General features: G+C 35.7%; 15 protein-coding genes. 12 read left to right on the top strand and 3 right to left on the bottom strand.

Annotated elements, in window-relative coordinates:
- The first annotated feature begins 41 nt into the window (after positions 1–41).
- The 3 genes from lipA to ACRDEC_RS11450 all read left to right on the top strand — a co-directional run bounded on the left by lipA (position 42) and on the right by ACRDEC_RS11450 (position 4220).
- A complete protein-coding gene (gene lipA / locus ACRDEC_RS11460; protein WP_431498484.1) occupies positions 42–914 on the top strand; it encodes a lipoyl synthase in 873 nt (290 codons plus the stop codon).
- A 61-nt stretch (positions 915–975) separates the two neighbouring features.
- Positions 976–1983, top strand: a complete 1008-nt coding sequence (gene gap, locus ACRDEC_RS11455; protein WP_431498483.1) for a type I glyceraldehyde-3-phosphate dehydrogenase — start codon at positions 976–978, stop codon at positions 1981–1983.
- 104 nt (positions 1984–2087) lie between these two features.
- A complete protein-coding gene (locus ACRDEC_RS11450; RefSeq protein ID WP_431498482.1) occupies positions 2088–4220 on the top strand; it encodes an ATP-binding protein in 2133 nt (710 codons plus the stop codon).
- On the opposite strand, the gene ACRDEC_RS11445 is transcribed toward ACRDEC_RS11450, so the two are convergent.
- Both ACRDEC_RS11445 and lpxK read right to left on the bottom strand, forming a co-directional pair.
- Complete coding sequence (locus ACRDEC_RS11445) at positions 4207–5019, bottom strand: purine-nucleoside phosphorylase (RefSeq protein WP_431498481.1); 813 nt, start codon at positions 5017–5019, stop codon at positions 4207–4209. The two genes, ACRDEC_RS11450 and ACRDEC_RS11445, sit on opposite strands and share 14 nt — an antisense overlap.
- Entirely contained in the window at positions 4991–6010 is a 1020-nt protein-coding gene (gene lpxK / locus ACRDEC_RS11440; protein ID WP_431498480.1) for a tetraacyldisaccharide 4'-kinase, read from the bottom strand. The genes ACRDEC_RS11445 and lpxK overlap by 29 nt, the downstream gene beginning before the upstream one ends.
- 98 nt (positions 6011–6108) lie before the next feature.
- Between lpxK and ACRDEC_RS11435 the strand changes: the two genes are divergently transcribed.
- From ACRDEC_RS11435 to ACRDEC_RS11425, 3 genes are read left to right on the top strand one after another with little or no spacing between them, the layout of a single operon-like run.
- Positions 6109–7224: a Nif3-like dinuclear metal center hexameric protein gene (locus ACRDEC_RS11435; protein WP_431498479.1), complete on the top strand. Its 1116-nt coding sequence runs from the start codon at positions 6109–6111 to the stop codon at positions 7222–7224.
- Positions 7225–7227: 3 nt separating this feature from the next.
- Positions 7228–8007: a zinc ribbon domain-containing protein gene (locus tag ACRDEC_RS11430; protein ID WP_431498478.1), complete on the top strand. Its 780-nt coding sequence runs from the start codon at positions 7228–7230 to the stop codon at positions 8005–8007.
- A 45-nt stretch (positions 8008–8052) separates the two neighbouring features.
- Positions 8053–8901 (top strand): alpha/beta fold hydrolase, encoded by an 849-nt coding sequence (locus tag ACRDEC_RS11425; RefSeq protein WP_431498477.1) that lies wholly within the window; start codon positions 8053–8055, stop codon positions 8899–8901.
- Positions 8902–8908: 7 nt separating this feature from the next.
- On the opposite strand, the gene ACRDEC_RS11420 is transcribed toward ACRDEC_RS11425, so the two are convergent.
- Positions 8909–10576 (bottom strand): S8/S53 family peptidase, encoded by a 1668-nt coding sequence (locus tag ACRDEC_RS11420; protein ID WP_431498476.1) that lies wholly within the window; start codon positions 10574–10576, stop codon positions 8909–8911.
- 121 nt (positions 10577–10697) lie between these two features.
- Between ACRDEC_RS11420 and rluF the strand changes: the two genes are divergently transcribed.
- The 6 genes from rluF to ACRDEC_RS11390 all read left to right on the top strand — a co-directional run bounded on the left by rluF (position 10698) and on the right by ACRDEC_RS11390 (position 14467).
- Positions 10698–11531 carry a 23S rRNA pseudouridine(2604) synthase RluF gene (rluF, locus tag ACRDEC_RS11415; protein WP_431498475.1) on the top strand — a complete coding sequence of 278 codons (834 nt, stop codon included), beginning with the start codon at positions 10698–10700 and terminating at the stop codon, positions 11529–11531.
- Positions 11532–11734: 203 nt separating this feature from the next.
- The gene (locus ACRDEC_RS11410) at positions 11735–12091 is read left to right on the top strand and encodes an MmcQ/YjbR family DNA-binding protein (RefSeq protein WP_431498474.1); all 357 of its coding nucleotides are present in this window, start codon (positions 11735–11737) and stop codon (positions 12089–12091) included.
- A 42-nt stretch (positions 12092–12133) separates the two neighbouring features.
- Positions 12134–12886, top strand: coding sequence for a hypothetical protein (locus ACRDEC_RS11405; protein WP_431498473.1), 753 nt, complete (start codon positions 12134–12136; stop codon positions 12884–12886).
- Positions 12887–12931: 45 nt separating this feature from the next.
- Positions 12932–13483 (top strand): hypothetical protein, encoded by a 552-nt coding sequence (locus ACRDEC_RS11400; RefSeq protein ID WP_431498472.1) that lies wholly within the window; start codon positions 12932–12934, stop codon positions 13481–13483.
- Between the two features lie 121 nt (positions 13484–13604).
- Positions 13605–14024: an SRPBCC family protein gene (locus ACRDEC_RS11395; protein ID WP_431498471.1), complete on the top strand. Its 420-nt coding sequence runs from the start codon at positions 13605–13607 to the stop codon at positions 14022–14024.
- A complete protein-coding gene (locus tag ACRDEC_RS11390) occupies positions 14021–14467 on the top strand; it encodes an EVE domain-containing protein (RefSeq protein ID WP_431498470.1) in 447 nt (148 codons plus the stop codon). Before ACRDEC_RS11395 ends, ACRDEC_RS11390 begins: the two co-directional genes overlap by 4 nt.
- Positions 14468–14565 lie beyond the last annotated feature (98 nt).

Below are 14565 nucleotides of genomic sequence, written 5' to 3'. Positions count from 1 at the left end.
ATCAATCTTTCTTTATCTTTGCATTGCAAAAACAGCATTTTATGGAAACTGTTACAGAATCAAACATCCTTCCTACTGGAAAACCAAAATGGTTGAAAGTAAAACTTCCTATTGGTCAAAAATATACCGAATTACGCGGCTTGGTCGACAAATATAAATTAAACACAATTTGTACTTCCGGAAGTTGCCCGAATATGGGTGAATGTTGGGGTGAAGGAACCGCTACGTTTATGATTCTTGGAAATGTATGTACCCGTTCCTGTGGCTTTTGCGGTGTGAAAACCGGCCGACCTGAAACAGTAGATTGGGACGAACCGGAAAAAGTAGCACGTTCCATTAAAATTATGAACATCAAGCATGCCGTAATAACCAGTGTAGACAGAGATGATCTGAAAGACATGGGTTCAATTATCTGGATTGAAACCATTAAAGCCATCCGAAGAATGAATCCCGAAACTACACTTGAAACACTTATCCCTGATTTTCAAGGTGCAGAAAGAAATATTGACAGAATTGTTGAAGCCAACCCTGAAGTCGTTTCCCATAATATGGAAACAGTTCGCCGATTAACCCGCGAAGTCCGAATTCAGGCAAAATATGACCGAAGCCTGGAAGTATTACGCTACCTAAAACAACAAGGTATACGTCGTACAAAATCTGGGATTATGCTTGGATTGGGAGAAAAAGAAGAAGAGGTAATTCAAACTATGCAGGATTTACGCGACGCTAATGTTGACATTGTTACCATTGGACAATATTTACAGCCAAGTAAAAAACACCTGCCTGTTAAGGAATATATTACCCCTGAACAATTTGAAAAATACGAGAAAATAGGAAAAGAAATGGGTTTCCGCCATGTTGAAAGCGGTGCTTTAGTCCGTTCTTCGTATCATGCACAAAAACACATTTTATAATTTAGGATAGTAACTTCAGGGAACTCATCTTTCTATTGAAAATTGCTGTTAAAAATTACCATTGAAATTGAAAAAAACACGAATTGCCATCAACGGTTTTGGAAGAATCGGAAGAAATTTGTTCCGATTATTGTTAGATCATCCTTCAATTGAAGTTGTCGCCATTAATGACATTGCAGATAACAAAACCATGGCGCATTTATTAAAATACGACAGCATCCATGGTGTCCTTCCAAATGTGATTTCTTACAATGAGGATTCAATTTTGGTAGATGAAAAACCTTATAGTTTCTTTCATGAAAAAGAGATTAAAAACCTCGACTGGAAGTCCCTGAACGTTGATTTCGCAGTTGAATCGACTGGTAAATACAAAACTTATGAGGACATTTTCCAGCATATTGGAGCCGGTGCCAAAAAAATAATTTTATCTGCTCCAGCTGAAGTAGAAAACATCAAGACTGTGGTTTTAGGTGTGAATGAGCATATTCTTGACGGAAACGAATTAATTATTTCCAATGCGAGCTGTACAACAAACAATGCGGCCCCAATGATAAAAGTTATTGAGGAATTATGCGGTATTGAACAAGCTTATATCACAACAGTTCACTCTTACACTACCGACCAGAGTTTACACGATCAGCCCCATAAAGATTTGCGCAGAGCTCGTGGTGCTTCGCAATCGATTGTCCCTACAACAACAGGAGCTGCCAAAGCCCTGACTAAAATTTTCCCGGAACTTGAAGGAAAAATTGGTGGTTGCGGCATTCGTGTCCCTGTTCCGGATGGCTCACTAACTGATATCACCTTCAATGTAAAGCACGAAGTTTCTATCGAAGAAATAAATCTAGCGTTTCAAAAAGCCGCTGAAGGTCAGCTAAAAGGAATTTTAGCCTATACCGAAGACCCTATAGTTTCGGTTGATATTTTAGGGAACAGAAATTCTTGTTTATTCGATTCTCAACTAACATCGGTCATTGACAAAATGGTAAAAGTAGTCGGGTGGTATGATAATGAGATAGGCTACTCAAGCAGAATTATTGACTTAATAACACTTATTGACAAAAAATAATTATATTTAGGCTGTTTTTATTGAATTTTCCAAAAATGTTTAAAGGCTTATTTTTTGTTTTACTCTATTTTACAACACTCACTGTTTTTTCTCAAGAGAGCGGTATGTTTGTATCAAAAATAGACAGTTGCCTTTTTTACAATGAAACAGCAATCTATAATAAAAACCACAAAGTTTTTGACAAGGCATTAGAAAATGCGAACAAGGCCATTAACTACGGTTTAAAGCACAAAAACAACATATCAGTAGCCAATGGCTATTTTACATTGGCAATCATCTATATTGATTTGAAAAAATACAATGATGCCATTGAGAAATTAATTCGCTCAGTATCTATTTTAAACACAGCCGCTCCAAGTGCAAAATTAGGCCTTTGTTACTATAATTTAGGCTTGTGTTATATGCAGAAAGAAAATTTTTCAAGAGCTGAATCTTATTTTGAAAAATCGATTTCAGTCTATGAAAGTATCGATTTAACAAATGCGAAGAACACGGTAAAACTTCAGAAAGCCTTATTGTATTTAGAAAAAAACGAAGATTCAGTTGCCGAGAGAACTTTGGAAGAATTAGTTCATTTATCCAAAAGCAAAGATACTTTCAAGTTACAGTCGGAAGCATTATATCAATTAGGGCAAATTAAAGTTAAAAGAAAGATCAATAATCTGGCTTTAAATTACTTTACACGGGCTTATGATTTGAGTATTGAAAACAATGACCTTGATCAGCAATCAAAGATCTCAAAGAAAATGAGTGAAGTTTATGATCAATTGTCAGAAACAAAAAATGCTCTTGCTTTCTTAAAAATTCACACCAAACTAAGCGATTCACTGCAATCCATTACAAAATCCAAAACCAGAAGCATTGTATCTGAAAGAGTAAAGGTGGATGAAATAATGCGTTCAATGGAAAAATTGGACAAAGAAAAAAAAGAACAGGAAAAGGCCGGAAAATTCTCAAAACTTATCAATATCCTGAGCATTGCCCTGATTACGATTCTATCGCTTTTAAGTTTATCGTTGTATAAAAACAATATCATCCGAAACAAATCAAACGAATTGCTCCGTGAAAAAAACAACGAGCTCGAAATTGCTAAAGAACGTATTGAGAAAGCATCAAAAGCCAGATCCGAATTCCTTTCGACAGTAAGCCATGAATTACGAACACCACTAAATGCAATAAACGGAATTTCACATATTTTACTGGAAGACAAACCGAAAGCAAGTCAGATTGAATATTTAAAATCTTTGAAGTTTTCAGGAACTTACCTGCTGACTTATATTAATGAAATTCTTGAAATTAACAGAATCGAATCGAACAACATTCAAATTGAACAAATAAGTTTTGCAATTAAAGAATTACTGCATAACATTCAAAGTTCACTACGAGAACAAGCAAGTCAGAACAACAATGATTTCATATTAAATCTTGACAAAGATGTTCCCGAATATTTAATTGGCGATCCTACAAAATTATCTCAGATTTTTATCAACCTAATTAACAACGCTTTAAAATTTACCGAAAACGGAACTATCACGGTAAATACTAAGTTAATATACAAGAACGATGAAAATTGCAGCCTAAAATTTGAAGTTCAGGATACCGGTATTGGAATTCCGAAAGACAAGCTGGAATCTATCTTCGAGAGTTTCTCGCAAGGTTCGGTTGAGATTAACAGAAAATATGGCGGAACCGGACTTGGACTGACCATTGTAAAACGCTTGGTTTCGCTTATGGGCGGAAAAATAAATGTTACAAGCGAAATTGGAACAGGATCCATTTTCTCTTTCAATTTAGATTTCAAAATAGGAGAAGAAACCGCCAAATCCAATGATTTTGCCATCAAAAATCCAAAAATATTCATCAATAAAAAGATCTTATTAGTAGAAGACAATAAAATCAATCAAATGATTACCCGTAAGATTCTCGAAAAAAAACAAATACTTTGTGAGTTGTGTGAAACAGGAGAAGATGCTATTCTTAAATTAAAACTGAACAAATACGATTTGGTTTTAATGGATGTTCATTTGCCGGGAATAAACGGAACAATTGCTACAGAAGAAATCAGGAAATTTGACAAGCGTACACCTATCATTGCGCTAACAGCTATTTCATTAGATGAAAACAGAGAAATGCTACTTTCTTTTGGCATGAATGACGTGATTACCAAACCTTTTAATCCCGACAATCTTTACAAGATCATCGAGACTAATTTGCTGGTTGAAACTAATATTGTTTAATTAACTCCTTAATTAAATTTCGAACGTGTGGCTCAGCTTCTTTTGCGGCTTCAAGTACTTCTTCATGAGTAATAGTATCAATACTTTCTTCATTACCCATATCAGTAATAACGGAAATCCCAAAACATTCTAAATTCATATGACTCGCTACAATAACTTCAGGCACTGTTGACATTCCTACACAATCCGCTCCTAAAATCTTAACCATTCTGTATTCTGTAAGGGTTTCAAAAGTTGGCCCTTGCAAACCCAGATACACTCCTTCTTCAACATTAATATTTAAATCCGAAGCTATTTCCTTGGCTTTCAATCTCATTTTACGACTGTAAGGCTCGCTCATATTTACAAAACGAGGCCCAAAACGTTCATCATTTGCACCTCTTAAAGGATGCTCCGGCATAAAATTAATATGATCTTTGATAATGACAATCGATCCTACTTTATAAGCAGAATTCACACCTCCTGAAGCATTCGAAACAATTAGTTTTTCGATACCAAGACACTTCATCACACGAACAGGGAAAGTAACCTGTTTCATATCATATCCTTCATAGTAATGGAAACGGCCTTGCATAGCCACTACTTTTTTTCCTTGAATGTTTCCAAAAACCAAAGCTCCTTTGTGTCCTTGAACCGTCGAAACAGGGAAATTAGGTATTTCATTGTAAGGCAAGATATACTCTACTTCCATATCATTCGTAAACCCGCCCAAACCTGAACCTAAAATCACACCATACTCCGGAGTAAAATTGGTTTTTTCTAAAATAAAATCAACTGTTTCCTGAACCTTTTCCCACATAATCTGTAATTGTTTTATTAAAATCATTTTCGCCTTTTACAAACGAACTCTTTATCGGCAAATAAAATAACTGTTCTTCCGGTAGTTTTCCGCTAAGCCGGACAAAATCTTTTTCCGTGGTTATTATCATGGTATTTACTGCTTTTTCTTTAACCAATTCAATATCCTCATCCGTAAAATTATGGTGGTCCGGAAAAACCATCGTATTGTTTTTTGCAGCCTGCAAATATGCGAAAAAAGGTTCCGGTTTTGCAATTCCGGCCAAAAGTATTTTATCAGTCGTTTTTACAACATTGACATCTAGCATTTTATTATTTGAAAACACAGCATCATCATAATCAATGTAGGTAAAGAAAATCGGTTTTCCTGTACCGATTTTATCTCGTATTTTCTTTTGTTCTGCTTCAGAAATGGTGATTGGACATTTGGTTACAATAATAACATCGGCCCTTTTTGCTTCTCTCCTGCTCTCCCGAAGGTTTCCGGTAGGCAGCATAAAATCGTTGTAAAACAAATCGTCATACGATGTCAGTAAGATGTAAAATCCCGCTTTTACTTTCCTGTGCTGAAATGCATCGTCAAGCAAAATAATATCCGGTTTTTCCGATTGAGAAAGTAATTGCTCAATCCCGTTTCTTCTATCGGCATCAACCGCAACCTGTATATTTTTGAATTTCCGGTAAAATTGAAAAGGCTCATCTCCTATTATTTCCGCATTGGCATTGGCATCCGCCAAAACAAAACCTTCCGATTTCCGTTTGTAACCACGACTTAACGTTGCAATTTTATAATTTTCAGATAAAAGCCGGATTAAATATTCAATTTGAGGTGTTTTTCCTGTTCCGCCAACACTGAGATTTCCAACAGCAATAACTGGCAAATCAAACGAATAGGATTTTAAGAATCCTTTGTCATAAAGAAAATTACGGGTGCTGGTAATGAAACCATACAAAATAGCGAAAGGGAAAAGTATTTTTCTTATTAAAATCATACTACGAAAGTACTAATTTTTATCTTTGAAGGAAAAATTCCTAATATTCATAATTTGGTTACTTCTTTATTTGATAACCTTCAATTATACTTTTTAAAATGAGAATCAAAGAAATACTTACAATAGTAGAAGAAATGGCTCCTTTGGCTTATGCCGAAGATTTTGACAACGTTGGGCTTTTAGTTGGCGATGCCACTACGGAAGCAACCGGAGTTCTGGTTTGCCACGATGCATTAGAAAATGTAATTGAGGAAGCCATCATCAAAAAATGCAATCTGGTTATTTGCTTCCATCCTATTTTATTTTCCGGATTAAAAAAAATTACAGGAAAGAATTATGTAGAACGGGCTATCATCAAAGCTATTAAAAACGATATTGCAATCTACGCGGTTCACACGGCTTTAGACAACCATCAAAAAGGAGTTAATAAAATTTTCTGTGTTGCTTTGGGTCTAATCAACACAAAAATCCTTGTTCCTAAGCAAAATTTCATACAAAAATTAGTTACCTATACAGTTCCTGAAAATGCTGAGAAAGTTCGTCATGCGGTACTACAGGCCGGAGCCGGAACTATAGGAAATTATAACAATTGCAGTTATAATTCAGAAGGTTTCAGTACGTATCAAGGGAATGAAAACAGCAATCCTTCTGTAGGAAATAAAGGCGAATTGACGACAACCAATGAAATTAAAATTGAAGTTGTTTTTGAAAAACACCTGCAAAATAACATCCTGAAAGCGTTGTTCAACAGTCATGTATATGAAGAAGTAGCTTACGAAATCTACGATTTGCAAAACCTGCACCAGAATATCGGGTTGGGAATGATTGGCGAATTAGAAACCGAAATGCCTGAAAGTGATTTTCTGCAAATGGTGAAAGAAAAAATGATTTGCGGCGGTATCCGTCACAGTCGTTTCTTAGGAAAGCCTATAAAAAAAGTGGCAGTACTTGGAGGTTCCGGAAGTTACGCCATAAAAAATGCCATTCAAGCTGGAGCAGACGCTTATCTGACTGCCGATTTGAAATACCACAACTTTTACGAAGCCGAAAATCAATTGCTTTTAGCCGATATCGGACATTTTGAAAGTGAAAGATTTACAAAAAACTATATAGTTGATTATCTTACGAAAAAAATTGCTAATTTTGCACCTTCCTTGCCGACAAGCAGGATCATTTTATCTGAAGAAAATACAAACCCAGTTAAGTACTTATAAAATATGGCTACTACAAAAGAATTGAGCGTTGAAGAAAAGTTAAGAGCGCTGTATGATTTACAATTAATCGATTCCAGAATCGATGAAATTAGAAATGTAAGAGGGGAATTACCACTAGAAGTGGAAGACTTAGAAGATGAAGTGGCTGGATTAAGCACTCGTTTAGAAAAATTGAAAAGTGATTTAGAATCTATCGAAGAGCAAATTAAAGAGAAAAAAAATGCTATCGAAGGTCACAAAGAATCTATTAAAAAATACACAAAACAACAAGAAAGTGTTCGTAATAATAGAGAATTCAACTCTTTAACAAAAGAAGTGGAATTTCAGGAATTAGAAATTCAACTGGCTGAAAAGCACATTAAAGAAATGAAAGCTTCTATTGAGCACAAAAAAGAAGTGATTTCGCAATCTAAAGAAAAATTAGAAGCAAAATCTTCTCACTTGAAACATAAAAAATCTGAATTGGACGCGATTATGTCTGAAACTGAGAAAGAAGAGCAATTCTTATCGGAAAAATCAGAAGAGTTTCAAGGACAAATTGAAGATCGTTTACTGTTGGCTTACAACAGAATCCGTTCAAGCGTAAGAAACGGATTAGCAGTAGTTTCTATTGAAAGAGGTGCTTCCGCAGGTTCTTTCTTTACCATTCCTCCTCAAACTCAAATGGAAATTGCTTCACGTAAAAAAGTAATTACTGACGAGCACAGTGGAAGAATTTTAGTTGATGCTGCTCTTGCTGAAGAAGAAAGAGAAAAAATGGAACAATTATTTGCAAAAATATAGTTAACTTAAAGCTCCCAAATTTGGGAGCTTTTTTATTTAATTTATATGCAAAAGATACTCTACCTTTTTCTCGCTAAATTACTTGGATTATACCTCAATCTGTTGAGTTTTGTATATCCGAAGAAAGCCTCGCAGCTTGCGTACGCGTTTTTTAGTGAACCAAGAACAGGTAAATTATCTAAAGACAAGCTTCCACAAATTCTAAAAGAAACACTTACAGAAACGTTTCAGGATGGCGAACATACTTTTCAGTCGTATACATGGGAAGGAAATGCCATCACAATTCTGCTTGTTCACGGATGGGAAAGCAATGCTTCCCGCTGGGAAAATTTTATTCCTTATCTAAAAAAATCAGGATCTACTATTGTAGCTATTGATGCGCCGGCTCACGGATTATCAAGCGGCAAAGAATTCAGCATTCCCAAATACGCAGAATTTATTCATATCGCTGTAGAAAAATTCAAACCGCAATACATTATCGGGCACTCCATAGGAGGCAAAACCTGTTTGTATTACCATTATGCTTATCCGAATGATTTAGTACAAAAAATGGTGATTCTGGGAGCTCCAAGTGATTTTAAGGTTTTACTTCAAAACTACATTACTATGTTAAGTTTGAATACAAAAATCACAAAAACGTTAGAAGCACATTATCTGAATAATTTTAAAGAGAGAATAGAAGATTTTTCAGGAAGAAAATTTGCTTCTACTTTTTCCATTAAAGGACTAATTGCTCACGATTCAGAAGACGATGTGGTTTCCATAAACGAAGGAAAGAAAATTGCCAAAGCCTGGAAAACAGCTCAATTTATAGAAACCAAAGGATTAGGACACAGCATGCACGATGATCAGCTGTATCAGAATATCTATCAGTTTTTATTTGAAACCGAATAAGCTCCGATTATTGTCTGATTATCTTTTTTACAGCTACTTTTTCACCATCAATCACTTTAACAAAGTACAATCCGCTTTGAAAATCCGCTAAAGAAACTTCATTATTTCCGGATACAATTGCAGCAGAATAAACCTTCTGACCAAGAGCATTACTAACTTCAACTTTAGCAGTTACCATAACTTGTTCCTGAACACTGATAGTAAACATATCCTTTACAGGGTTTGGAAAGACATTAAAAACAACCATTAGGTTTTCAGGTGTACTTAACATCACATTAATCTGTTGTATGGCAGCCTGCATATCAGGCAAAGGACCTATATGCCCTCCTGGACCTTGCGAAATTCCTGTTACTTTCAATAAATCCCTCATTTGAATACCAGTCAGATAATTCCCTGTCAATCCATGATAATAAGACTGCAAGACAACAACACAGGAAGCAACAATCGGTGTAGCAGAACTGGTTCCTGAAAAATCAGTGTATTGCTGGTTAAAATCACCTCCAAAAATGCTATAATCACCATATCCAGAAGATCTTACATTACTTCCCCATCCTTGAACATCCACTCTGTTTCCGTAGGTGCTGTACGAAAGTTTCTGATGGTTTACATTAGGAGATCCGGCACCAACTATAATCGCTCCTGAATCTCCCCTGTCCCTGTAAGAAGCATAATAAGCGGCATCTAAATTCTGATTCCCGTTACCTGCTGCTGCAACAATTATAATTCCTGCATCAGTCGCAGCTTTGGTCAGATCCCAAATAGCAGCATTAAATTCGGCCGGAACATAATTACCACTTTGACCGCCCGTTTGCATTTCGTAAATAATAACATCTCCTGCCACTGAATTCGCAATGGCTTGCGATACAGCATTCATTCTATTATAACCAATTTCCTGCCATTCCGGAAACTGAACCATTTCCTGAGCACCATAAGCCATTCCTGAAACTCCATAGGCACCTTTATTGGCATACACAATTCCAAACACAGCAGTTCCGTGTTCTGTAAATTCAGTTGTGGCAGATGAAGATATGGTCATTCCTGCTGCCAATGTTGCATTGACATCAACTAATTCTTCATGGTTTTTATTGAATCCATATTCTACATCACGAATCCTGATTCCGGCTCCTGTTAAACCCATTCCCCATGCATACGTCATGTTTACGCCCGGATTGGACAGCAAATACGTTTGGCTCGGTTCATAATTTGTAGTAACGGGAGCAATATCTCCAGGCGGCTGGATAGGAGTTGATGAAAGCAAACTACAGTATTTCACCTGAGTAAGTTTTTCCAGCTTTGCAGATAAATCCAGAAGACGTTCATTGGTAGGGTTATCGATTCTTATTTTTAAAATGTTTCTCAAATTTCTGACAGATTGCCCACTTTTTGAAATCCTGACTGCTTCGTTTTCCATAAAATTCAGTTGTTCGTCAGTAATGGCAATACCTTTTTCGAACTGCGGATGGAATTCCTCATTTATTACCTCCATCTCAGGAATGGCAGTAAGAAGTATTCTGAGATAATCTGCGTGGTCAAAATGAATGACTTCCGAAAAAGAAACATACAATTCATGATTTGAATTATCTAAAACCGATTGAGACGGTAAAATCTTATTTTGCGCCTGAACAGTTACTAAAAAAAAGAAAAACAGAATATGGGAAAGTAGCTTTTTGACCATCGATATTATTTTTAACTTACCAAATATAAGGATATTAGAATTTCAAAATCCATAAAAAGCAAAAATTATATTTCATAGGTTTTGTGATTATCCTTTTTCAAATTAATAGTATTTTTGCCCCATGGAAGAAAACTTAACCCGTATCAATAAATTCCTTTCCGAAACAGGATTTTGCTCTCGTCGTGAAGCTGACAAACTGCTCGATGAAGGTCGTATTACCATAAACGGCATTGTCCCTGAAATGGGAACCAAAGTATCTCCGGACGATGAAGTGCGTGTAGACGGAAAGCTGGTTCGTGAAAAAACAGAAAAACCGGTTTATCTTGCTTTTTACAAACCGGTAGGGATTGAATGCACAACGAATCTTGAAGTACGAAATAATATTGTAGATTACATTAATTATCCGAAGCGTATTTTTCCTATCGGGCGTTTGGATAAGGCCAGTGAAGGGCTAATTTTTATGACCAATGACGGTGACATCGTAAATAAAATACTCCGTGCCCGAAACAATCACGAAAAGGAATATACAGTAACCGTAAACAAACCTATCACCGATCGCTTTATACAGCGAATGGGTGGCGGAATTCCTATTTTGGACACTATAACAAAAAAATGTAAAGTAGAACAAATCAGTAAATTTGTTTTCCGCATCACTTTAACACAGGGGCTGAATCGTCAAATCCGCAGAATGTGCGAATATTTAGGCTATGAAGTGACGGCATTAAAACGTATTCGAATTATTAATATCTCACTGGATGTTCCTGTAGGTCGTTACAGGGAACTAACCGATGCCGAAATTAAGGAACTTAACATTTTGATAGAACCGTCAAGCAAAACGGAAGAAGCAAGTTTTCTAAAAGAGAGTCCTAAAGCAGCACCTCAAAAGGAGTACAGAAAACCGTTATCACAGAAACCGAAACCAGGGAATAATAACAGGAATTTCAGAAAAGAGTAGATACCTAGTACACAAAAAAGTAATACAGCGGTTTTCAAAACCAAAACACGTGATTCCAAGCCATTTTGACTGGTCAGACAATCGAAGTTTTACACATATCATTCGGGTTCTGGAGCAAAATAATAAAAAGCAAAAGCCTTAATTTATTGCTGACTGCATTTTCTTTTTCAATACATTTACGTTAGGAATGTATTCATAAAAATATGATTGAAATAGAAACCTTCAGAAAAATAGCCCTTTCATTCCCTGAAACTTCAGAACAGCCGCATTTTGAAAAAACCTCCTTTCGAGTAGGAAAAAAAATATTTGCCTCTTTTGATTCGAAAGATAATCTTGTCTGTATCAAACTCTCTGTAATTGATCAGGATGTTTTTTCCGTTTCCGATAAAACCATTATTTTTCCTGTTCCAAACAAATGGGGAAAACAAGGCTGGACATATATCGATTTAAAAAGAGTACATCCTAATTTGTTTATTGATGCTTTAAAAACGGCTTATTGTGAAGTAGCTCCTAAAAAACTATCCGATTTAATCCAGCCGGATTTTGGCAAAGAATTATAAAACTAATCTCTCTCAACTTCTAACCAATTAATTATAAACTGTTTGACACTACATTCCAAACCAATATCGCTGCAATTAAATAAAAGAATAGTCTTAGTTGCGCTGTTGTTTTTATGGCATACAAACGCTGTTGTTGCACAGGAATGGAAAAGCTTGAAAGCATATCAGAAAGAAACAGGAAATCAGGTTCTCCAAGAAGGCTGCTGGCTGAAAAAAGACAGAAAAAGACAAAACGAAACCTGGAAAAATGCTAATTTATTCAATCTTTCTATTACTAACAGTAACCTGAAATATACAACGATTAGCCAGATCAGAGATTTTTATTCCTGGTTTGACAATGAAAGAAAAAAGCAAGGACACGAGATACAATGGATTGGTGTTGCTCAAATAGTAACGCACCAGCTTTCCAGATTAGATGCCGGTTTCATCCGTATTTTTATTGTCCGAAACAAAGAAGTTGCAGTGTTTGCAAACGAAGGTTCCAAAAAGGTTTTTGAATTTGCCTTCCCCAGACTAAAAAAGGTTTATTTTTCAAACGAACTGATTAAAGGGACTGATGCTGACCAATGGGACTTAGAATACGGAACGGAGGAACAATGCACCATATTAGAACCTTTATATGAAAAACTATCCCAACGAGCGCTCCGAAAATTAGATAGAATGGCCAAAGGAAAAGGAATTTTTACTTTTGGTGTACCAAAAAAAATGAGATATTCCGGAAGCATTGAAGATTGTCAAACCAGAGTAGATCATGGCATTACTAAGATACTTCCGTTAAACCCAATTATTAAATAAAATAATACTAAAAACAAATATCAAATCCTTTTTACATTTTACTTTATGGACAGAACTCTAAAAGTCTACACAAAAACTGATCATCTTTTTGCAGAATTTGTATTTCATTATGACAGTACCAATCAAGCAACAGCAAGTTATATCCAATACCAAAGATTGTATAGAGATGACGAAGAAGATGAAATGAAATCAGTATACCCGCTTCTTAAAGCGGACATTTACCTGCAGTTCAAGCAATTTGATTCCATAGACCAAATAAAAAATCATGATATTGAAGTAGTGAAAAAAGAATTAGCAAGAGACATGACTGACCCGAGAGGTTATACATATGTATATGATGATTCTCCAATACTGCTTCGCTATGTGGTTGCCAACCATATTGGATTTATAGGAATAGTGGATGTAGTATTTAATTTTATCAATAATACTAAAGAAGTAAAATTCCTTTCCGGCACGAATCCTCGATTTGATTTTGAAATTTCTTCCAATAGCCTGGAAACTAACCTGTCCTGTATTTTGAGGATTCCTGTTTATACTGATCGGGATCTTAGAGAAATAAGAGATCATGAACTGACAAAATTAGCCCCTTGGTATTAATCATTTTGATATTCATTTAATTGTATTTGATGTTCATTCTTTAGCTAAAAAATAATTTGCGTATAATAAGTGCACATATTATATTTGCACTTATTATATATGAATTATTAAAAACAAATCTATGTGGACAAGATCACACTCTATCATTACTAAAAAAGTTACAAAAGAGCAAATATGGCAGCTTTTTGCTAATGTAAACAATTGGCATACTTGGGATAAGGGAATCGAATTTGCCAAAATGGAAGGCACATTTACAGCTGGGAATTATTTCATACTCCGACCTAAAGGAGGTCCCAATGTAAAAATTAAATTAGTCGAAACAACTGAAAACAGAAGTTTTACCGACTTTACAAAATTTCCTTTAGCCAAAATGTACGGGGAACATCTTTTTGAAGAAACGGAAAACGGACTCAAAATGACAAGCACAATAACCGTAAAAGGTCTATTAAGTTTCCTTTGGGTCAAAATAGTTGCTCAAAAAATAGCCGATACTATGCCAAATGATATGCAGGACCAGGTAAATGCAGCCTCAAGATTATGAGTACAACAAGATATTGGATAGCTGCTGTCTCAAAAGAGCACACGATACGTGGCATTAATGGGGGCTTTATTCAAGTCTGTCACGGAAAGCAAGGCCCTTTGAAACGGATGAAAAAAGGCGACTGTCTTCTCATCTATTCTTCAAAATTCACCATGCAGGGAAATGAAAAATGTCAGGTATTTACAGCTGTCGGCAAAGTTAGTGATGATGAAGTATACCCATTTCAAATGACAGAAAATTTCAGTCCTTTCCGACGAAACATCCAATTCTCTGAATGCCGGGAAACTTCTATTCTTCCGCTTATCGAAAATCTGGAATTCATTACTGATAAAAAATCATGGGGTTATCCGTTCCGTTTTGGCTTCTTTGAAATCAACCAAAATGATTTTATCTTTATCACCTCTAAAATGCTTAAAAATGAAATCATCAGACAATACATTTAGTGTAGAAAAGGCCGAAGAAAGTTCCGGGTTCCTATTGTGGCAGGTAACGAGTTTATGGCAAAGACAACTCAAGAAAGCATTGGAACAGTATGGAATGC

The organism is Flavobacterium sp. (genome assembly GCF_050696275.1).
Taxonomy (GTDB): Bacteria; Bacteroidota; Bacteroidia; order Flavobacteriales; family Flavobacteriaceae; genus Flavobacterium.
Note: the sequence above shows the minus strand (reverse complement) of the source record. Positions and strands in the feature narration are given on the sequence as shown.